17 protein-coding genes and 1 riboswitch are annotated in these 20,488 nt (G+C 67.4%); of the genes, 9 read left to right on the top strand and 8 right to left on the bottom strand.

Annotation, left to right across the window (positions count from 1 at the left end; genetic code table 11):
- Nucleotides 1–106: 106 nt before the first annotated feature.
- Nucleotides 107–529, bottom strand: coding sequence for a DNA polymerase III subunit chi (locus ACR9ZJ_RS13855; RefSeq protein ID WP_426286975.1), 423 nt, complete (start codon nt 527–529; stop codon nt 107–109).
- 10 nt (nt 530–539) lie between these two features.
- Nucleotides 540–2,030: a leucyl aminopeptidase gene (locus ACR9ZJ_RS13850; RefSeq protein WP_481288072.1), complete on the bottom strand. Its 1,491-nt coding sequence runs from the start codon at nt 2,028–2,030 to the stop codon at nt 540–542.
- A gap of 98 nt (nt 2,031–2,128) precedes the next feature.
- Here ACR9ZJ_RS13850 and lptF point away from each other — a divergent pair, with 98 nt between their 5' ends.
- Both lptF and lptG read left to right on the top strand, forming a co-directional pair.
- Complete coding sequence (gene lptF, locus ACR9ZJ_RS13845) at nt 2,129–3,232, top strand: LPS export ABC transporter permease LptF (RefSeq protein ID WP_481281252.1); 1,104 nt, start codon at nt 2,129–2,131, stop codon at nt 3,230–3,232.
- Nucleotides 3,232–4,329, top strand: a complete 1,098-nt coding sequence (gene lptG, locus ACR9ZJ_RS13840) for an LPS export ABC transporter permease LptG (RefSeq protein ID WP_481281253.1) — start codon at nt 3,232–3,234, stop codon at nt 4,327–4,329. The genes lptF and lptG overlap by 1 nt, the downstream gene beginning before the upstream one ends.
- 54 nt (nt 4,330–4,383) lie before the next feature.
- Here the strand turns inward: lptG and ACR9ZJ_RS13835 are convergent, their stop codons facing one another.
- Nucleotides 4,384–7,890, bottom strand: coding sequence for a hybrid sensor histidine kinase/response regulator (locus tag ACR9ZJ_RS13835; protein WP_481288071.1), 3,507 nt, complete (start codon nt 7,888–7,890; stop codon nt 4,384–4,386).
- Between the two features lie 113 nt (nt 7,891–8,003).
- Here ACR9ZJ_RS13835 and ACR9ZJ_RS13830 point away from each other — a divergent pair, with 113 nt between their 5' ends.
- The 5 genes from ACR9ZJ_RS13830 (at nt 8,004) to ACR9ZJ_RS13810 (ending at nt 12,660) form a co-directional block, all read left to right on the top strand.
- Nucleotides 8,004–9,458: a GTPase gene (locus ACR9ZJ_RS13830; RefSeq protein ID WP_481288070.1), complete on the top strand. Its 1,455-nt coding sequence runs from the start codon at nt 8,004–8,006 to the stop codon at nt 9,456–9,458.
- A gap of 102 nt (nt 9,459–9,560) precedes the next feature.
- Nucleotides 9,561–10,184, top strand: a complete 624-nt coding sequence (locus tag ACR9ZJ_RS13825) for a YceI family protein (RefSeq protein ID WP_481288069.1) — start codon at nt 9,561–9,563, stop codon at nt 10,182–10,184.
- Nucleotides 10,168–10,752 carry a cytochrome b gene (locus ACR9ZJ_RS13820; protein WP_481288068.1) on the top strand — a complete coding sequence of 195 codons (585 nt, stop codon included), beginning with the start codon at nt 10,168–10,170 and terminating at the stop codon, nt 10,750–10,752. The genes ACR9ZJ_RS13825 and ACR9ZJ_RS13820 overlap by 17 nt, the downstream gene beginning before the upstream one ends.
- Nucleotides 10,749–11,309 carry a YceI family protein gene (locus ACR9ZJ_RS13815; protein WP_481288067.1) on the top strand — a complete coding sequence of 187 codons (561 nt, stop codon included), beginning with the start codon at nt 10,749–10,751 and terminating at the stop codon, nt 11,307–11,309. The genes ACR9ZJ_RS13820 and ACR9ZJ_RS13815 overlap by 4 nt, the downstream gene beginning before the upstream one ends.
- Before the next feature lie 7 nt (nt 11,310–11,316).
- On the top strand, nt 11,317–12,660 hold the full coding sequence (locus tag ACR9ZJ_RS13810; RefSeq protein WP_481288066.1) for a DUF697 domain-containing protein: 1,344 nt from the start codon (nt 11,317–11,319) through the stop codon (nt 12,658–12,660).
- Between the two features lie 72 nt (nt 12,661–12,732).
- Here the strand turns inward: ACR9ZJ_RS13810 and ACR9ZJ_RS13805 are convergent, their stop codons facing one another.
- Nucleotides 12,733–12,957, bottom strand: coding sequence for a glutaredoxin family protein (locus ACR9ZJ_RS13805; protein ID WP_481281260.1), 225 nt, complete (start codon nt 12,955–12,957; stop codon nt 12,733–12,735).
- A gap of 73 nt (nt 12,958–13,030) precedes the next feature.
- Here ACR9ZJ_RS13805 and ACR9ZJ_RS13800 point away from each other — a divergent pair, with 73 nt between their 5' ends.
- A complete protein-coding gene (locus ACR9ZJ_RS13800; RefSeq protein WP_481281261.1) occupies nt 13,031–14,413 on the top strand; it encodes an L-serine ammonia-lyase in 1,383 nt (460 codons plus the stop codon).
- A 122-nt stretch (nt 14,414–14,535) separates the two neighbouring features.
- Here ACR9ZJ_RS13800 and ACR9ZJ_RS13795 read toward each other — a convergent pair whose 3' ends face one another.
- Nucleotides 14,536–14,916 carry a hypothetical protein gene (locus ACR9ZJ_RS13795; RefSeq protein WP_371022255.1) on the bottom strand — a complete coding sequence of 127 codons (381 nt, stop codon included), beginning with the start codon at nt 14,914–14,916 and terminating at the stop codon, nt 14,536–14,538.
- Nucleotides 14,917–15,076: 160 nt separating this feature from the next.
- Here ACR9ZJ_RS13795 and ACR9ZJ_RS13790 point away from each other — a divergent pair, with 160 nt between their 5' ends.
- Nucleotides 15,077–16,747, top strand: a complete 1,671-nt coding sequence (locus ACR9ZJ_RS13790; protein WP_481281262.1) for an APC family permease — start codon at nt 15,077–15,079, stop codon at nt 16,745–16,747.
- Nucleotides 16,748–16,828: 81 nt separating this feature from the next.
- On the opposite strand, the gene ACR9ZJ_RS13785 is transcribed toward ACR9ZJ_RS13790, so the two are convergent.
- From ACR9ZJ_RS13785 to metX, 3 genes are read right to left on the bottom strand one after another with little or no spacing between them, the layout of a single operon-like run.
- On the bottom strand, nt 16,829–17,896 hold the full coding sequence (locus ACR9ZJ_RS13785; protein WP_481281263.1) for a homoserine dehydrogenase family protein: 1,068 nt from the start codon (nt 17,894–17,896) through the stop codon (nt 16,829–16,831).
- The gene (metB, locus tag ACR9ZJ_RS13780) at nt 17,893–19,086 is read right to left on the bottom strand and encodes a cystathionine gamma-synthase (protein ID WP_481288065.1); all 1,194 of its coding nucleotides are present in this window, start codon (nt 19,084–19,086) and stop codon (nt 17,893–17,895) included. Before metB ends, ACR9ZJ_RS13785 begins: the two co-directional genes overlap by 4 nt.
- Before the next feature lie 3 nt (nt 19,087–19,089).
- Nucleotides 19,090–20,127 (bottom strand): homoserine O-succinyltransferase MetX, encoded by a 1,038-nt coding sequence (gene metX, locus ACR9ZJ_RS13775; protein ID WP_481281265.1) that lies wholly within the window; start codon nt 20,125–20,127, stop codon nt 19,090–19,092.
- A 92-nt stretch (nt 20,128–20,219) separates the two neighbouring features.
- Nucleotides 20,220–20,332, bottom strand: a riboswitch (SAM riboswitch).
- Between the last annotated feature and the right edge of the window lie 156 nt (nt 20,333–20,488).

Raw genomic sequence — 20,488 nt, 5'->3', positions numbered from 1 at the left:
CCCCGCACGGGGGCGGCCCCCCCGGGTCTTCGGGGGGGGGGGGGCCCCCGGGGGCGGGGGGGGGCGCCCCCTTGGGCGCCGATGCGGCGACACGCGAGCCATCGGCTCACATGTCGTGCTTGTTCACCTCGAAACCCGCCTTCTTGTATTCCGTCCAGCGCACCCGCGATCCCTCGCGTTCCGCCGGATCGGCAGCGACCACTTCCAGCACCCTGTCGAAGCGGCCCTGCGCGCAGGTATCGCGCAGGTTGATCACCATCGGCCGGTCGGCGGTTTCCACGCCCGGCGGCACGATCAGCACCGCGGTGTTCGCGTCGTCATCGTCGCCCGCGAGCTGGTGCGGAATGAAGCTGTCCTCGTCGAACGACCACAGGTATTCGTCGACCGCCTCTGCCTGCTCGAAATCGCGGGTGAGGATCAGGGTCGGCTGCTGGGCCGCGAACGCGCGCTTGGCGAGTTCGCAGACCAGGAGCAGCGGGTCCTCGCGGAACCGAGGCTTGTCGATCAGGTAGAAATCGGCACGCGGCATCGGAGCGGAATCAGCCGGCGGCGACGCGGTCTAGCAGCCATTGGGTCAGGAGCGGCACGGGGCGGCCCGTGGCCATGCCCTTGCGGCCTTCGTCCCACGCGGTGCCGGCGATGTCCAGGTGCGCCCAACGGCGGCCCTCGGTGAAACGGGCGAGGAAACAACCGGCCGTGATCGCACCGGCGTACTTGCCGCCGATATTGGCCACGTCGGCGAAACCGGATTCGAGCTGGCTCTGGTAGTCGTCCCACAGCGGCAGGCGCCATGCGCGATCGAGCGTGGCCTCGCCCGCGGCGAGCAGTTCGGCGGAGAGCGTCTCGTCCTTGGTCATCAGGCCGCTGGCGTGCTTGCCCAGGGCGACGACGCAGGCACCGGTCAGGGTGGCGGCGTCGATGATGGTGTGGGGATCGAAGCGCTTGCCCGTGTAGGTGAGCGCGTCGCAGAGGATCAGCCGGCCCTCGGCGTCGGTGTTCAGCACCTCGATGGTGATCCCCGAGAGACTGGTGAGGACGTCGCCCGGACGATACGCGGCGCCGTCCGGCATGTTTTCCACCGCCGGGACCACGCAGACCAGGTTCACCGGCAGGTTGAGCTTCACCGCGGCGACGAAGGCGCCGAGCACGCCGGCCGCGCCGCACATGTCGAACTTCATCTCTTCCATGCCGGGGCCCGGCTTGAGGCTGACGCCGCCGGTGTCGAAGGTGATGCCCTTGCCGACGAAGGCGTAGGGTTTCTCGCCTTCCTTGCCCCCGTTCCACTGCAGGATGACCAGCCGCGGCGCATTCGCCGAGCCGCGCGCCACGGCGAGCAGCGAACCGAAGCCCTCGCGCTCCATGTCGGCGCGGTCGAGCGCTTCGAAGGTGACGCCCTCGTGGGCGTCGGCGAAGGCACGCGCCTGGTCGGCGATGTAGTCGGGGTTGCAGATGTTCGGCGGAAGGTTGCCCAGCTCGCGGGCGTAACGCACGCCCTCGGCGATGGCGCGGGCCTCGGCGAGACCGGCCTCGCCTTCGGCGGGACCGACCAGGGTGACCGAGGCCAGTTCCGGCGGCGCCTTGTCGCGCGGCTTCAGCGTGGCGGTATAACGATAAGCGGCATGGTCGGTGACCAGGGCGGCGACGCGCAGGCGCCAGGCGGCGTCGCGACCGGGCACGTCGATCTCGGGCAGCCAGCTGACGGCTTCCGTGACGGGCAAGCGACCGATCGCCCGGGCGGCTTCCTGGGTGACTCGCTGGTAGCGGGCGGCGTCGAAGGACTTCTGCGCGCCCAGGCCCAGGATGAGCACGCGGGCGGCGGCCACGCCCGCCGGCTGCAGCAGGGTGACGACGTTGCCGACCTTGCCCGTGACGTCCCCGGCCTCGACCAGGCGCTTGATCGCCCCGTTCGCGGCGGTATCGATCCGCGCCGCGGCGCTGGTCAGGACACCGTTCTCGTAGACGCCGACCACCGCCACCGGGGTGGCGGTGGATTCGGGAGCGTTGGAACCGAGGCTGAACTGAACCGTCATAGCTTACTGTCCTGCGAAAGCCCGCCGGGGGTCCGGACAGGCTAGACTTATGGTTTGCCGGCCGGGACTGACGCGGCACGAACCGCCAATTCTATCAAATGCTCAGCATCCTCGACCGTTATTTCCTGCGCGAACTTGCCTACGGGGTGCTCGCGACGGCCATCGTGCTACTGGTGATCTTCGCCGGCGGCGCGTTCGCGACCGTGTTGCAGAAAGTAGCCAACGGCAGCATCCAGCCCAGCGTGATGTTCGAGGTGCTGGGCCTGCAGATGGTCGACCTACTTTCCACCCTGCTGCCCATGTCGGCCTTCCTCGGCACCCTGATCGCCCTGGGCCGCATGTACCGAGAGAGCGAGATGCACGTGCTGGCCTCCTCGGGCATGGGCCCGCGCGGCATGCTCCGCCCCGTCACCCTGCTGGCCGTGCTGTCCACCATCGTGGTCGGCCTGGTGTCGCTCTGGCTCGGCCCCCTTTCGGCGCGCACGGCCGACCAGGTGATCGCCGCGGCGAACAAATCCGTGATCGCCGCCGGCCTCGACGCCGGCCGCTTCACCGAACTGCCCGGCAAGGGCGGCATCATCTTCGTCGACACGCTGAGCCGCGACGGCACCGTGCTGGGCAAGACCTTCCTGGCCACCGACCGCACGGACAGCGAAGGCCGTCCACAGGTCCGCGTGATCAGCGCCAAGAGTGGCCGCATGTATCAGGAAAGCGACGGCCAGAACCGCTTCCTCGCCCTGTACGACGGCTGGCAGTTCGAGATTCCCCTTGCCGGCGATAACTGGCGGCGGATGAAATACGAGCGCAACGATGCATCGCTCTCCTCCATCTCGGACGATGACGACGACACCGATCCGGCCCACGAATCGGCGACCACCGACCTGTTCAAGGACATCACGCCGGAGAACCTGGGCGAACTCGTTTCCCGCTTCGCCGCTCCCGTCAGCACGCTGGTGCTGATGATGATGGTGTTGCCGATGTCGCGCCAGGCACCGCGCGACGCCCGCTACGGACGCCTGCTGATCGCCGTGCTGGCGTATTTCCTCTACGTGGTCTGGCAGTTGATCGCCCGCGCGCAGATCATCAAGGGACACCTGCATACCTCGGCTCCCATCTGGGTGCTGCACGCCATCGTGTTCGGCGTGGCGGCCTGGTATTTCTGGCGGCAGAACAGCGCCCGGCGCGTGAAGGGAGCCCACTGATGGCCACGCTGACGATCAAGCGCGCCGACCGGCTGATCGGCGCCAGCGTCCTCGGTACCCTCCTCCTCGTCTGGCTGGTGCTGACCGGCTTCGACGCGCTCACCCAGTTCGTCCGCCAGCTGGGCAATATCGGCAAGAACGGCTTCACGCTGTACGACGCCATCGCGTACATCATGCTCACGGTGCCGCGGCGCCTGTACCAGATGTTCAGCAACGCCGCGTTGATCGGCGGCCTTCTCGGCCTGGGTGGCCTCGCCGCCACGGGAGAACTGACCGCATTGCGCGCCGCGGGCATGTCGAAGCTGCGCATCGCCGCCTCGGCGGCGGGCGTGATCGCCGTGCTCACCGTCGGGGTCGTCATCATGGGCGAGACCGCCGGACCCTATGGCGACCAGCATGCCCAGGCGATCCAGGTACGCATGCGTTCGAGCAACCTCGGCTCCACCAGCAGCGGCCTATGGGCACGCGATGGCGGCAAGATCATCAACGCCAAGTCGGCCATCGCCACGCAGGACGGCGACCGCACCACGGTGAAGCTGGTCGATGTCCGCGTCTACACCTTCACGCCGGACGGCCAGGTGAGTGTGTTCTCGCACGGCGACAGCGCCATCCACGATGGCAACCGCTGGGTGATGACCAATGTGCGCACCACCACGCTCGACGCCCAGGGCACGCATTCCTCGCACGAAGACACGCAAACCTGGGCTTCACGCCTGAATCCGCACGTGCTCGAACAATCGGTGATCCACCCCGAATACCTCTCGATGGCCGACCTGCGCCGCAACATGCGCTATCTCGAAGCCAACGGGCAGAATCCCGGCGCCTACGCCGTGGCCTTCTGGGGGCGTGCATTGTTCGCGGTGAACACGCTCGTGCTGGTCCTGTGCGCCATGCCGTTCGCGTTCGGCTCGCTTCGTTCGGGCGGCCTGGGCAAGCGTCTCTTCATCGGCATCATCCTCGCGATCGGCTGGTACTTCCTGCAAGGCGCCATGGTCAACTTCGGCACCGTGTACGGCATGCCGCCGCTGCTGGCGAACCTGTTGCCGACGACACTACTGGTCGTGGGCGCTCTCGCCTATTTCCGGCGATTCGGCTAGCGCGGGTTTTCCAGCGGAACCGATCTGGTGGGAGCCGACCCGAGGAAGAAACCATCACTGCATCGCGGCGGCCGATGCGTGACAGACGCTGTCCAGCACCGCTTCCAGGTCGTCGCCCGTCATGGGTTTGCGCAACAAGGCATCCATGCCCGCCTCGCGGATCGCCGCCAGTTCATCACCGGCGGAGCGCGCCGTGACGGCGATGATCGGCAAACCATCCAGGTGTTCCATGCGGCGGACGAGGCGCGCCACCTGGAAACCGTCGACCACCGGCAAGTCCAGGTCGAGCAGCATCGCGTCGAAGCTGCCGCGCGACAATTCCGTCATGGCGGCGAGTCCGTCGGCGACCGCCGTGACCACATGCCCACGCCGGCCCAGCAAGCCGGCGATCACCTCGCTGACGAGGGCATCGTCCTCGACCAGGAGCAGCCGTTTCCCGGTGAGGGCGAACGATGGAACGGAGCTGCCGGCGTGGCCCTCGCACGTACAGGCCTCGAACGGCAGTTGCACGACGAAGGAACTTCCCCGCCCTGGCTCACTGCTCACACGGATGCTGCCGCCCATCAGGATGCAGAGCTCGTGGCAGATCGCAAGGCCCAGCCCGCATCCCTGGGCACGCTGCGGTGACCCTCCCTGCTCGAACCGGGAAAACACACGTGAGCACAATGCCGCGGACATGCCCGGGCCGCTGTCGCTCACCGTCATGACCAGGGTTCCGCCATCGCGCCCCATGTGCAAGGACACCCCACCGCGCTCGGTGAATTTCACCGCGTTGTTCACGAGATTCTGAAGAATCTGACGAAGACGGATCGCATCGCCGCGGATGGCCTCGGGTACGCCGGCATCGATCGTCGATGAAAGCACCAGGCCCTTCTCCCCCGCGCCGCCGGTGGCCAATGCGACCACTTCCTCGCCGATGGCGCGTAGCGAGACACATTCCGACTCGAGAACCAAGCGGCGCGACTCGATGCGGGTGATGTCCAGCGCATCGTTGACCAGCCGCAACAAGGTAGCCCCCGAGCGGCGAACCGCCTCGACATAGCTTCGCTGGGTATCGTCGAGCGGGGTTCTCGCCATCAGTTCCGCCATGCCGAGCACGCCGGTCATCGGCGTACGGATCTCATGGCCGAGCGTCGCCATGAAATCGGTCTTTGCCGCGTTCGCCTCTTCAGCAAGACGTTTCTGTTGTTCGGCAAGCTTGAGCCGCATGGCCTGGCGCACGCGCCGGCGCGTACTGACGACGATGGCGAGGATGACACCACCCAGGGTGACCACGTAGGCGAGCCATGCCCACCAGCGAAACCACGGCGGCGCATCGACCATGATCGTCAGTGGCTCGGGAAGCGATCCATTCACTTCGTCGCGCCCCGAGCCGGAGATCACCAGCCGATAGGTGCCCGCACGGAGCGGGCCGAAGTTACGCTCGCCATCCTTTCCCGTGCGCAACACCGTCGTACCGCCATCGTGCTGGAGGGTGAAAACCAGGTGGTTACGATCCGGATTGACGTAGGAAAGGGCACGCGCCCGTACGATCAGTTCGCGATCGTTCCAGGCAAGGCGCAATGATCCGTTTTCGACCGGCACGACCTGGCGAACGCCGCCGCGCGACACCGTGGCGCCGAGCACCGCGATGGCGGGCGCCCGTATGTGATCGCGCTGACGATCGGGCCTGAACCCCACGAGGCCCCCGAGGGTGGCACCGTACATCGTGCCGTCATCGAGCAGCACGGTTGTCGCGTTGGTGAACTCGCCGCTGGCCAATCCGTCGGCGAGGCCGAACGGACGAAAATTGCCGCTGCCCGGATCGAAGCGCCACACCCCGGTGTGACCGTACAGCCAGATGCGGCCAACGACGTCGCGGCGCACGTTGAGGATATCCGACGAGGGGAATCCATCCACGCCACCGGCATGGCGATCGCGCTGCGCTCGCCGGCCATCCCAGCGGTAGTGTTCCAGGGCATCCGGGCGTACGACCCAGAAGCCGTCCTCCTCGGGCTCGAAGGCATTGACCCGGCCGGGCGCGACACCTTCGATGAAACGCATGTCGCCCGAACCGCGGTCGAGTCGCGCGAGACCGGCCAGGCTGGCTTGCCAGAGTTCGCCGGCGACGATCTCGATCTGGCGCGTATCCGCCGCGCCGCGCCGCAACTCGGCGAAGGGAATCGCGGTGGCCTGGGTGAGCTTGGCGTCGAGCGCGAAGAGGCCCTGGCCCAACGAAGCGACATAGACGGTTCCGTCGTTTCCCGCGACTATCGTGGTCACGGGCCGGTCGATGCTTGCCCGCAACAGTGGCCACGCGCGTCCACGCCGCGCGAGCGACAGGCCGTCCACCGTGCCGATCAACAGGCCACGCGATACTTCGAGCAACGATTGCACGCGTACGGACCCGATATCGAATCCTTCATCGGTGCGCCCCGTGGCGGGATTGAAACGTCGTATCCACCCGCGCAGGCCACCGACCCACAGTTGCGTGCTTCCGTGAGCGGCCACGGCCGTGACCGAACGGCCGGGAAAACTGAAGCGATCGGTAGCGACATGGGCGAAGCGGGTGAAGTCTTCCCAGGCCGGACCGAGGTAAGCCAGCCCGCCATCGCTCAAGGCGAACCACAGGCCATGTTCCCGATCCTCCAACATGCCGCGCACGCTACGTCCGGGTAGTCCTCCGGATGCGGTCCAGGAGCCCGGTACGGCGTGCAGGCGTCCGTAGCGATCGAGCATCGACAAGCCATCCACGCCCGCGAGCCATAAGCTGCCGTGGCTGTCGACAAGGGAGGCATAGGCGGTCGACACGGGGAGGCGGCGGTCGCGGCGCAACTGACCGTCGTGGGACAGGCGGTAAAGGCCTCGTTCGGTCGCGAAGCGTAACTCCGCCGCGTGGCCGTCGATCCGCAGTACGCGTGGATGGCTTCCATCTTCGAAGGGCACGCGGTCGATCCGGCCGGACGCATCGACGACATCCACGCCGCCGTCCGAACCGATCCATACACGACCGTCGTCGGACGCGTGGACGGCACGAATCGATGCCGACGATGGCCCATCGGCGCCCGCATGACGATGTTCGAAGGCGCTGCCGTCGGCCTGCATATGGGCGAGACCGCCACCGGTTCCGATCCAGATCGAACCGTCGCGCGCCTGCGCGATGGCGCGAACGTCGTTGTCGGCCAGGCTATCGTGCCATTGCACGAAACCGCCGCTTGCGGGGTCGTAGCGTCCGAGTCCGATTTCGGGTCCGCCGATCCAAAGGCGATCGGCGGAATCCACCAGCAGGGCCACCACGCCACCGGTGGGTAACGGGTGGGTGAAGTCCGGGCCGATGCCAGGGGTGGTGAATTCGACGCCATCGAAACGGGACAGGCCGACCGACGTGCCCACCCAGATGAAGCCCCGGGCGTCCTGGGCTACGGCCTGGACCTTGCTGCTGGGCAGGCCTTCATGCAATCCGTAGCTGCGGAACTGCGGCGTGGGGACCGGCGGCATGGTGGCCGCTTGGGTGGCGAGGGGGGCCGCGATCACGAAGATCGTGGCCACGAGGATCCATCTCGTGATGAGCGTGTAATGCATACGCAGGTTCCCGGTACGAGCCCGATGATGCCATGGCAGCGACGGGGGCAAAATAGGCGGACTCTGGCTGAGGGTGTAGGTGCGTGCCTACCCGCTACCCGTAGAATGGGGGAATGTCCGGCCGACTCCGCCTCCTTGTCGCAACCATCGGTTTCGCCGCCGTTGTCTGGCTGCTGCTGGCGGCACTCGACCGCGCAGTCGCGCTCGCCCAGCGTTTCATGGGATTGCCCGAGGGTCTGCGCTGGGTGGTCGGCGGTCTTCTGGTCGCCCTGGCGGTCCTCGGCGCGGGCCTCGCCACATGGTGGCTGCGCCCTCGCAAGCCACGCGCCCCCGTCGTCGCACCGGACCGTGCGTCCCTTGAGGCGCGTATCGCCAGGTTGCGGGAAACCGACGCCGGCGTTGAGGAACTTCGTAGTGAACTGGACGAACTCGACCGTCGCCGCGAGAGCGCGCACGTCTATGTCGCGGTATTCGGCGAGATATCCACAGGCAAATCGACGCTGATCGCGGCGCTGGTACCGGGCGCCTCGCCATCCAGCGACGTGCTCGGGGGAACCACGAGGGAAATCGCGCATTACGAGGGCGACACCCCGGTGGGCGAACGCTGGACGATCGCCGATGTGCCCGGCTCCGCCGAGGCGGATGGTGAATCGCGCGAACGGCTTGCCCGGCACGAAGCGTTGCGTGCGCACGCCGTGATCTACGTCTGCGCAGGCGATCTTACCCGCACCCAGGCGGATGAATTGCGCTGGCTGGGCGACTTCGGCAAGCCATTGCTGCTCGCGGTGAACAAGGCCGACCAGTGGGGACCGGCCGAGCGCGAGCGCATCCTGGCCCGCGTTCGCGAACAGGCCGCCGGGATACCGGATGCCGTGGTCGCGATCAGCGCCGGTGGAGAGGAACGCTTCACGCGGCGCCTGCCCGGTGGAGATACCGAAGACGTCACCCGGAGGCGCGCCGCCGACGTGCAGCCGCTGCTCGATGCGCTGCGCCGACTCCTGGCGCCGGGCGCGGCGGCGCTGGAGGCGCTGCGCGAAAACGCGGTACTCGCCGGCCTGCACGAACGCACGGCGGAACAAGAGGCCGCGTACCGCGCCGTGGAGTCGGAGCGCATCGTCCACCGCTACGCGCGACGCGCCGTCGTCGGCGCGATGGCCGCGGTCGCGCCGGGAAGCGATCTGGTCATCCAGGGCATCCTCGCCACGGGCATGGTTCGCGCCCTCGCCGACCTCCACGGCGTCCGGGTGACCGATGTCGAGATCGACAATCTCCTGCGCCAGGTTCGCATGACCTTGCGCACCGGAACCTCGGTGGTGCTCGCCGTGGCGGGTAACGCGATGAAGGCCTTCCCGGGCCTGGGCACGCTTGGCGGCGGTGTCTTGCACGCTTTTGCCTACGCGCTCATTTTCGACAGCTTCGGGCGCGGCCTGGCGGCGACGCTGGCGGACCGGCGCACGCTGGACCAGGCCGATGCGAGCGAGCGGATGCGCGAACTGCTCGCCGACGCCGGGACGTCCCGCCTGCGCCGCCTCGCCGAATTGACCGGCGAAGTCTTGCGGGATCGCTGAGTGAACGATCCGTTCGCGGCAACCGGGCTGACAAGGCCGTGCGGCTCGGCCACACTCTTTCCATCGGCCGCCTGGCGGCCCCCAGGCAGCAGGCTACCCCGCATGCGTCTCGTCCGTTCCATCCTGCCTTTCGCGCTGGCCGCCGTGCCGCTCGCGGCCCACGCGGAAGCCGTCACGTATCGCATGGACCCCGTGCACAGCCAGGTCGTCTTCAATGTCGACCACAATGGGTTTTCACGATCGTTCGGCCGGCTGCGCATCACGAGCGGCACGATCGTCTTCGATCGCGACGACTGGTCGAAGTCGTCGGTCGACGCGACCATCGACCTGACTTCCGTGGACATGGGCGACAGCGAATGGGACAAGGCGGTACGCGGGTCCAGCCTGCTCGATAGCGACCGTGCCGCCACCGCACGCTACGTCAGCGAATCCGTGGAGAAACGAAACGACGACGAGGGCGTCGTGCATGGCAAGCTCACCCTGCGCGGCACGACGTTGCCGCTGGACATTCCGTTCCGCGTGAACCGCATCGGCAAGACGATCTACGGGCTGCACACCGTGGCCGGCTTCTCGGCCCAGGTCATCCTCGACCGCACCACCTACGGCATGACCTCCAACCGCAACTCGATCGGTACCGCCGTATCGGTATGGCTGGAGATCGAAGGCATCCGCGGCGGTGAATCCGCCGACCAAAGCAAGGAGACGAACCATGCCGCTGCGCGGTGATCAGACCCGCTGGAGTCCCGTCGCCAAGACCTTCCACTGGACGATGGCCTTGTTGGTCCTGGGCAACGGCGCGTTCGCCTTCTGGATGGATGGCCTCAAGCCATCGCTGAACAAGATCAACATGTTCGCGCTGCACAAATCGATCGGCCTGACCGTCCTGGCGCTGTTCCTGCTGCGCGTGCTCTGGCGCACGATCGATCGCCGCCCGTCCGATGAACCCGCGCCTGGCTGGCAGAAGGCCGCCGCGCACGTCGTGCATGGGTTGCTCTACTTGTTGATCGTCGCGATCCCGCTCACGGGCTGGGCGTACAATTCGGCGCATGGCTATCCCCTGCAGTATTTCAAGCAGTTCAACCTCCCGGCCCTGCTGGAGAAGAACGAAACACTTTCCAATCTCCTCGGCACGGTTCACGAATACCTGTTCTGGTTCCTGCTTCTCGTGCTCGTCGCCCACGTGGGTGGCGCGCTGAAGCACCACATCATCGATCGCGACGACACCCTCCGCCGCATGCTGCCGTTCGGCCGCGTGAAGCGAACCACCCCCACTTCTCCCGGAGATACGCCATGAATCCGACGATCCGCCGCCTGTCCGTGCTCGGTCTCGCAATGGCCTTGCCTTTCGCCGCTTCCGCCGCCGACTACAAGGTCGGTCCCGGCAGCACGCTCGGCTTCAGCGGCAAGTTCCAGGGCCAGCAGTTCGATGGCGCCTTCGGCAAGTTCGACGCCGCGATCAGCTACGATCCGGCCAACCTCGCCATCGCGAAGTTCGACGTGACGGTGGACGTCGCCACGGCGAAGACCGGCGACAACGACCGTGACGGCGCCCTGCCGGGCAGCGACTTCTTCGACGCCTCGAAGTTTCCGAAGGCGCACTACATCACCACCGGCTTCAGCAAGGACGCCAAGGGCGATGTCATCGCCAACGGCAACCTCACCCTGCACGGCGTGACCAGGCCGGTGGCGCTCAAGGTGCTCTTCTCGCCGAATGCCGGCGGTGCGCGGCTTTCGGTTACGGGCACGCTGAAACGCCTCGACTTCGGCGTCGGCAGCGGCGACTACAAGGACACCTCGACGATCGCCAACGAGGTGCTGGTCAACGGCACGTTGAACCTGCAACCGAAGTAAGCGGCGCATGACGGCCTGGCGCGAACGCCTGCGCGGCATCGCCGGCTACTTCCGTCGCGGCGGAAACGCCCCGCCCGCCACGGACGAACGTGGCGGCGCGGTGGCGGCAAGCCTTCGCGGCCTGCTCGAGGACCCCTCGATACCGTCCAATGTCCGCGAGGCGATGGCCGCCGACTTCCAGCGCGTCGAGCGCATGCTCGACCGCCTGGAGAACGAGGAACTGCACGTGGCCGTGTTCGGCCGCGTTTCCGCCGGCAAGTCCGCACTGGGCAACGCCCTGCTCGGCCGCGAGGCGTTCGAAGTGGGCGTGCTCCACGGCACCACCACCGAAGCCGACGCGGCGCGCCTCGACGAGGCGACCAGTGCCGGCCTCGTCCTGATCGACACGCCCGGTATCAATGAACTGGGCGGGGAAGCACGCGAGAAACTCGCCTTCGAGGTCGCCGAGGTGAGCGACCTGATCGTCTTCGTCGCCGACGGCGACCTCACCCGCGAGGAACGCGACGCGTTGCGGACATTGGCTTCCACCCGCCGTCCGCTGCTGCTGGCCCTCAACAAGACCGACCGTTATAACGACGATGAACGCGAGGGACTGCTGGAACGGCTACGCCAGCATGCGGCCGGCCTGGTCCGGCGCGAGGACGTCATCGCGGTGGCGGCGCGGCCGTCCCCGCGCGATGTCGTGGAAGTCGATGCGGCGGGCAAGGAACATCGCGTCGGCGTGCCCCGGGGAGCCGATGTGGCCGCATTGAAAGCGCGCCTGCTTGCCATCGCCGAACGCGAAGGCAAGGCGCTCTCCGCGATCAACGCCGGATTGTTCGCTGGCCGGCTCACCGACCAGGTGAGCGAACGCATCGCAGCGACCCGGCGCGACGTGGCCTCCGGCGTCATCCGCCAGTACTGCATCGCCAAGGCCGTCGCCGTGGCATTGAATCCCGTGCCGGTGGCCGACCTGCTGCTCGCCGGCGGGCTGGACGCGGCCATGGTCGTGCAACTCGGCCGAGTCTACGGCCTGCCCCTGACACGGAGCGAATCGGGCCGGCTGGTCGCCGTGATCACCACCCAGCTCGCCGCATTGATGGGCGCGGTCTGGGGCGTGCAACTGGTGGCCTCGGCACTGAAAGGATTGAGCGGCGGCTTGTCCGTCGTCGTCACCGCGGCGGCCCAGGGCGCCCTGGGCTGGTATGCGACGGTACTGATCGGCCGTGCCGCCGAGCATTACCTCGTGACCGGGAAATCCTGGGGTGAACACGGCGCCAAGCGCGCCGTGGCGGACATCGTCGCCAGCCTTGACCGGGATTCGATCCTGCGCGAAGCGCGCGAGGAAATCCTGCGGCGGCTGCGCAAGTAGGCATGGTGGGAGCCGACCTTGTCGGCGATGGGTGCTTGCCCTGCCCCCATGGAACCCGACCCGGTTGCCGATTCAGGCCGCGAACCGCCGCGCCGCCTCCACATCGAAGGGCCACTCCAGCTCCACCCCGTCGCCCCGCCGCAGCACCGGCACCCGCGCGCCGTAACGCGCCTCCAGCCCGTCGTCATCGTCGATCCATACGGAAACGAAATCCGGAAACCGGGCCTCCGCCAGTACCGCCAGGGCCTGGTCGCAGAGATGGCAATCGTCGCGCTGGAACAGGGTGAAATGGGACATGCGCCGGTGTATGGGGTCGTCGGGCCTCGCAGCGTAGAATAGCGGGCTCCCCATAGCCAATCCTCCCGCAGCCATGGCAGTCAGCGTCTTCGACCTCTTCAAGATCGGTATCGGCCCGTCTTCGTCCCATACCGTTGGGCCGATGCGTGCCGGGGCGCGTTTCGTCGAGCACTGGCTGGAGGAAAAAGGCGTGCTGGATCGCGTAGCCCGCGTCCGCTGCGAGCTGTTCGGCTCCCTGGCGATGACCGGCCGCGGCCACGGCACCGACAAGGCCGTCCTGCTGGGCCTGGAGGGCGAGTGGCCCGATCGGGTCGATCCGGACACGATCCCGGCGACACTCGAGCGCATCCGCGGTGACAAGCGCATCCGCATCCTCGGCCGCCACGAGATCGCCTTCGACGAGAAAGCCGACCTCGTCTTCAACAAGCGGCAGAAGCTCCCGTTCCACACCAACGGCATGCGGTTCTCGGCCTACGACGCCGAGGGCAACGAGCTGGCCACGCGCGACTACTACTCCGTCGGCGGCGGTTTCGTGGTGAATCCGGACGAAGCGGCGGAAGATCGCATCGTGGCGGACACCAGCGAGCAGCCGTTCCCGTTCGCGTCCGGCGACCAGTTGCTGGCGCTGTGCAAGGAACACGGCCTCACGATCGCGCAACTGATGATGCGCAACGAAAGCATCTGGCGCCCCGAGGCGGAAACCCGTGCCGGCCTGCTCAGGATATGGAAAGCGATGCAGGACTGCGTGGAGCGTGGCCTTCGCTCCCCTGGCGTCTTGCCGGGTGGGCTCAAGGTCAACCGCCGTGCCCCGACGATGGCCGCCGAGTTGCGCTCGCAGCCGGAAGCCGCGCTGCGCGATCCGCTCACCATCCTCGACTGGGTCAACCTCTATGCGCTGGCGGTGAATGAAGAAAACGCCGCCGGCGGCAGCGTGGTCACCGCGCCGACCAATGGCGCCGCGGGCATCGTCCCCGCCGTGCTGCACTATTACCGGCGTTTCTGTCCGGGCGCCAACGAGGACGGCGTGGTCGAGTTCCTGCTCACCGCGGGCGCCATCGGCATCCTCTACAAGGAAAATGCCTCGATTTCCGGCGCCGAAGTGGGCTGCCAGGGCGAGGTGGGCGTCGCTTGCTCGATGGCCGCGGGCGGTCTCACGGCGGCGTTGGGCGGCACCGTGACCCAGGTGGAGAACGCCGCCGAGATCGGCATGGAACACAACCTCGGCCTCACCTGCGACCCCATCGGCGGCCTGGTGCAGATCCCCTGCATCGAGCGCAACGCGATGGGCGCGGTCAAGGCGATCAACGCCAGCCGCATGGCGTTGAAGGCCGACGGCAAGCACCATGTGTCGCTCGACAAGGTGATCGCCACCATGCGCGACACCGGTCGCGACATGAAGGACAAGTACAAGGAAACCTCGCGTGGCGGCCTGGCGGTGAACGTCATCGAGTGCTGACCGCGCAATCGCGGACAGGGTCCGCCCCCACCGGGTTAGCCGTTACCTGGTGGGAAGCCGGCTAGCCGGCGGTGCTCGTCTGCCTTGGTGAGAGCGGACCCTGTCCGCGATTGCGATGAACCTCAGCGCGACGGGCACAGCCTCGGCAGCCGGTCGACCGTCTCGACCCGTACAGGCTGGTCTTCGCCCCACCAGTTGGCCACCGCCGTATAGCAGATGCGCAGCTTCCCCCGGCGGGTATCGAAGCGCTGCTTGCTCGTGTACGCGAAGCACGAGACCGATGCCAGGTGGCCTAGTTCACGCATCGCGATGGCGCAGCGCCGCACGGCTTCCACGGGGTCTTCGCCGGGGTACAAGGTGAAGTAAAAACCCTTGGCGGTACGGTCGTAGGACTCCGAATCGATCAGCCGGCCCTTGTCGCTCCATTGCTCGGCGGCTGCGGCAACGCCGCATGCCGTCATGGCAACGAACAACATGGTGCTGGCGACCGCCTTCGAACGCATCCGAACCCCTTGATCCCTACCGCGTCGGCCAGTGTATATCGACGCGGTGCCGGTTGGGGTACGGCCATCACTGGCTGACAGGGAGGTCCCGGGCTGTCATCATCCGGCCCTTGTGCCGCCCTGGGCCGGGGTCCACCCGTCCCGTCCGACCGGAGTCACCATGTCTCATAGCGCTATTCGCCGCGACGTCGGCGCCTTTGCCCTCATGCTTACCGGCCTGGGCTCGATCATCGGCTCAGGCTGGTTGTTCGGTGCCTGGCACGCCGCCCAGCTGGCCGGCCCCGGTGCCGTCTACGCCTGGATCATCGGCGCCGTCATCATCCTCTTCATCGCGATCACCTACGCTGAACTGGGAGCGATGTTCCCGGAATCCGGCGGCATGGTCCGTTACGGCCATTACTCACACGGATCGCTGGTCGGCTTCATCGCTGGCTGGGCGAACTGGATCGCCATCGTCTCGGTGATCCCCGTGGAAGCCGAGGCCTCGGTGCAGTACATGGCCTCGTGGCCGTGGGAATGGGCCGCGTGGACCAAGGACCTGTACGTGGTCACCAACGGCCATGGCGAGCTCACGCCACCCGGCCTCGCCATCGCCGTCCTGCTGGTGCTGGTCTACTTCTTCCTCAATTTCTGGAGCGTGAAGCTGTTCGCCAAGAGCAACACGGCGATCACCGTCTTCAAGCTCGTCGTCCCGGCGGCCACCGGCGTCGCGCTGATCGCGACAAGCTACAACCCCGGCAACTTCCACATCGGTGCCCACGGCGGCACCCACGCGATCGACATCTCGTCGATCCTCACCGCCGTCGCCATCTCGGGCATCGTCTTCAGCTTCAACGGCTTCCAGAGTCCGGTGAACCTCGCCGGGGAAGCGCGCAATCCGGGCCGCAACGTGCCGCTCGCCGTGATCGGTTCGATCCTGCTGGCCACGGTGGTGTACGTGTTGCTGCAGGTGGCCTTCATCGGCGCCGTTCCGCCCGACCAGCTCGGCAACGGCTGGGCCGGCCTCGAATACGCATCGCCGTTCGCGCAGCTCGCCACCGCGCTGATGATCAACTGGATGGCCATCCTGCTTTACGCCGACGCCTTCGTCAGCCCGAGCGGTACCGGCGCCACCTACACCGCCACCACGGCACGCATGATCTACGCGATGGAGCGTAACGGCCAGTTGCCGAAGATCTTCGGTCACATCCATCCGCGCTTCGGCATCCCCCGCCCGGCGATGTGGCTGAACCTCGTGGTGAGCTTCATCTTCCTGTTCTTCTTCCGCGGCTGGGGCACGCTGGCGGCGGTGATCTCGGTGTCGACGATCATCTCCTACCTCACCGGCCCGGTGAGCGTGATGACCCTGCGTCGCACCGCCCCGGAACTGAAACGCCCGCTGCGCATCCCCGGCCTGTCGGTACTTGCCCCGCTGGCCTTCATCTTCGCCACCGAACTGCTCTACTGGGCGAAGTGGCCGCTCACGGGCGAGATCATCCTGCTGATGGTCGTCGCCCTGCCGATCTACTTCTATTACACCGCCAAGAGCGGATGGGAAGACTTCCGCCGGCACCTTCAGGGCGCGTGGTGGCTGATCGTCTACCTGCCGGTGATCGCGCTGGTTTCCTATGCGGGCAGCAAGACCTTCGGCGGACACGACTACATTCCCTATGGCTACGACCTCGCCGTGGTCGCCGTGCTCGGCGCGATCTTCTACTTCTGGGGCATCGCCACGGGCTGGCGCACGCCGATGGTGGAAGCCGCGCGCTTCCACCACGACGAGCTGGAGCCGGGTGAACCGGACCTTCCGCCAAGCGCGGACGAGGCCGAGAAGATCACCGGCCACCGGTAACAAAAAAACCGCCCTTCGGGGCGGTTTTTTTGTTGGGTCGGCTCCCACCAGGTTTCGCTTGCCGGGCGGGGTCAGTGATCCTTATAGCGCCAGAACATCGCCGAGCAACGCCTGGGCCGTGATCTCCGGCCCCGCCCCCGGCCCCTGGATGACCAGCGGCGTCGCGTGGTAGCGGGTGGTCGTCAGCGCGAACTGGTTATCGGTGCCCGACAGCCGCGAGGCCGGATGATCGTGGCCGACCTCGACCAGGCCGACACGCGCACGGCCGCGCTGGTTCAGCCGCGCCAGGTAGCGCAGCACCTTGCCGTTCGCACGGGCTTGCGCGTGGCGTTCACGCAAGGGTTCGTCCAGTTCTTCCAGGCGGTCGAGGAACGCCTTGGTGTCCACGCCACGCAACGCTTCCGGCACGAGGCTTTCCACTTCCACTTCATCGCTGCCGAGGGCGAAGCCCGCATTGCGCGCGATGATCAGCAGCTTGCGCGCCACGTCTTCGCCGGAGAGGTCAGAGCGCGGATCGGGCTCGGTGAACCCCAGCCGCCGCGCGTCGCGCAGCAGCGACGAGAACGGACGGGTGCCGTCGTACTGGTTGAACAACCACGACAGCGAGCCTGAAAAGACGCCTTCGAGGGTAAGCAGGGCATCTCCGCAATGACGTAGCCGGCGCAGGGTCGAAAGCACCGGCAATCCCGCGCCGACCGTGGCGGCGTCGCCGTATACCGCGCCACCCGTCGTCGCGCTTTGCAGCGCGCGCCAGCCGGACAGGTGTCCGCCCGCCAGAGCCTTGTTCGCGGTCACGACGTGATAACCGGCAGCGAGCCACTCGGCGTGGCGGCTCGCTTCGATGGCGCAGGCGGTGGCGTCGACAATGACTTTCCTTGTCGCGCCGGCCGCGTCGAGCGCGGCCAGCAATGGCAGGTTGTCCCGGCCCTCGCGGGCCTTGCCCAGGCGCTCGGCCACCTCGCCGGGTGAGACGCCATCGGGCAGCACATGCTGGCGCCGGGAGTTCGCCGCGCCCACCAGGCGTAGCGAACGTGCCGCGGGCGTACCGAGCAAGGTGAGCAAGGCGCGGCCGACCACGCCGGTTCCCAGGAGCACGATGGCGGTGCGCGGTACGGGCTCGGCCAACGGGGCGATCGCCACCGCGCTCATGCGCCGACCTTGCGTTTGGAGGTCGCCGAGGCCACCGCGGCGGCGCGAGCCAGGCCGGCTTCGATGTCGGCGATGAGGTCGTCGCCATCCTCGATACCGATCGACAGGCGCAGCAGGCTGTCGGAGATGCCGGCGACACGGCGTGCCTCCGGCGCCATGGATGCATGCGTCATGGTGGCCGGGTGCGCCACCAGGCTTTCCACGCCGCCGAGGGATTCCGCCAGCGAGAAGAAGCGCAAGCCGTCGACGAAGGCCTCGATGGCATCGGTGCCGCCATCGAGTTCGAAGCTCAGCATCGCGCCGAAGCCCCCTTGCTGGCGCTGTGCCAGGGCATGGCCGGGATGGGAGGCAAGGCCGGGATAGTAGACCCGTTGCACGGCGCCATGCGCGTCGAGGCAGTCGGCGACGCGACGCGCATTCTCCTCGTGCGCGCGCAGGCGCACGGCCAGCGTGCGCACGCCACGCAGGGTGAGGTAGCTGTCGAACGGCGAGCCGGTGAGGCCATTGCAATTGCCCCACCACTTCAGCTGTTCCGCAACGGCCTGGTCCGCGGCGATCACCGCACCGCCGACGACATCGCTGTGGCCATTGATGTACTTCGTTGTCGAGTGCACGACGAGGTCGGCGCCGAGCTTCAGCGGCTGTTGCAGCGCGGGTGAAAGAAAGGTGTTGTCGACCACCACGAGCGCACCCACGGCATGCGCGGCCTGTGCGACATGGCGGACGTCGGTGATCCGCAGCAGGGGGTTCGACGGTGTCTCGATCCAGACCAGGGAAGGCTTCGCGGCGAGGCCTTCGGCAAGGGCGGAGGGATCGGTGAAGTCGACGAAGCGCACGCTGAAGCGGCCTTTCTTCGCCCACGCATCGAGCAGGCGCCAGGTACCGCCGTAGCAGTCGTGCGCGGCAAGCACCAGCGATCCAGCGGGAACCAGTTCGAGCGCGAGCGCCACCGCCGACATGCCGCTACCGGTGACAACGGCGCCGGCACCCTCTTCCAGTTCGGTGAGGGCGTCCGCGAGCAGGTCGCGGGTGGGATTGCCGCTGCGCGAATAGTCATACGCGCGCTTGCGGCCGAAGCCGTCGAACGAATAGTTCGTGGACAGATGCAGGGGCGGTACCACCGCGCCGTGCTGCGTATCGGATTCGATGCCGGCGCGCACGGCGCGGGTACAAAGACGGGAATCGGTCATGGCTTAGCGGTCTCCGCGACAGTCGTTGAGTGCGTGACGCAGCACGGGGGCGAGCTGCACGGTTTCTTTCAGGAAGGCGTCGTGGCCATAGGGCGAATCCACGACTTCGAGGGTGGCGGTGCCGCCGAGGCGACGCTGCAACTCACACAGGTCGGCCAGCGGAACGAGACGATCCGACGGAAAGCCCACGAGCGTGGTGGGCGTGGAAATACATTCCGGCGAGATGTCGTGCAGGTCGATCGACTCGGACAAGGCGAGGAAGCGCTCCGGCTCGAACCGCTCGACAAAACGCCGACCTGCGTGTTCCAGATAGTCTTCCACCGGGAAATGGAAGCGGCCGTCGCGCAACTCGGGGCCGGCGGCGAAGCGGCGCGAGAATTCCTCGCTGCCGCGATAGGTGGTCATCGCCAGCTGCCGTGCCAGCGCCAGCGCCTCGTCGGTACGGCCCGAAGCGATGCCCAGCCGCACGATGCCGCGCTGCACCGAACGCTGCGCCGTCGCCAGCGGATGCGGGCGATGCGCGCCGGCGAGCAGCACCAGCGATTTCAACTTTTCCGGGTACAGCGCCGCGAAGGCCAGGCCGGTCATCGCGCCGTACGAGGAACCGACGAAGGCATGCACGCGGCCGATGCCGAGCTCGTCGACCAGCGCGGCCAACGCCGCGGCCTGGTCTTCGCTGGAGACCGAGGCGACGTCGCCCAGGTCCGCCGGCACCAGCCAGTCGATCGAGAGCACGCGGCATGCCGCGAGATCGATCGCGGCGCCCTGCCCCACCAGTTCCTGCCACCAGCCGGCGGCGCGCTCGCGGCCGGCGCAGACGTCGCGGTCGGCCGAGATACCGCCCTGCACGATCACCGTCGGCGCATGCGGCGCGCCGCACCAGAGGTAGCGCACGTCCACCGCGACGGTGTCGCTGCCGTATTTCGGCGTGAAGGACACGCGGCGGGTACCGCGTTGTTCGGTGAGGTCGGCCGCGCAACGCGGCGCGGCGGGGACGGCCGCTTCGGGGAGGGAGATCACTTTGAGGGGCTCAGCTGACATGTCCGGGTTCCTGCGTTCGGGATCGAGCCCTGCGGATACCGTGTACGGACTGTCGGCCTGGCGGGTACGCGGCGGCGTGCCCCGAAACGGACATCCCATCTATCGGCTGACGTGAAACACGCCCCGCAGGAGTTGGCACCGTCGCGGAAATCCGCAGGTTGCCCCGGCTTCAAAGGGCCTGTCCCTCAGCCGGTCTCGATGAGTGGAACCGACGATACGCCTGGACATGGTGGGTGTCAACAGACGTTTAGACGTCCAGATGTCCATACTTCCATTTCTTGCCAACAACCCCCGGTGGGGGGCCCCCCCCGGGGGGGGGGGGGGGTTGCGGAAACAGGCCCCCCGCCGCCGGGTGACCCCC

This window comes from Luteibacter sp. KNZ12-1A, assembly GCF_056755675.1.
Note: the sequence above shows the minus strand (reverse complement) of the source record. Positions and strands in the feature narration are given on the sequence as shown.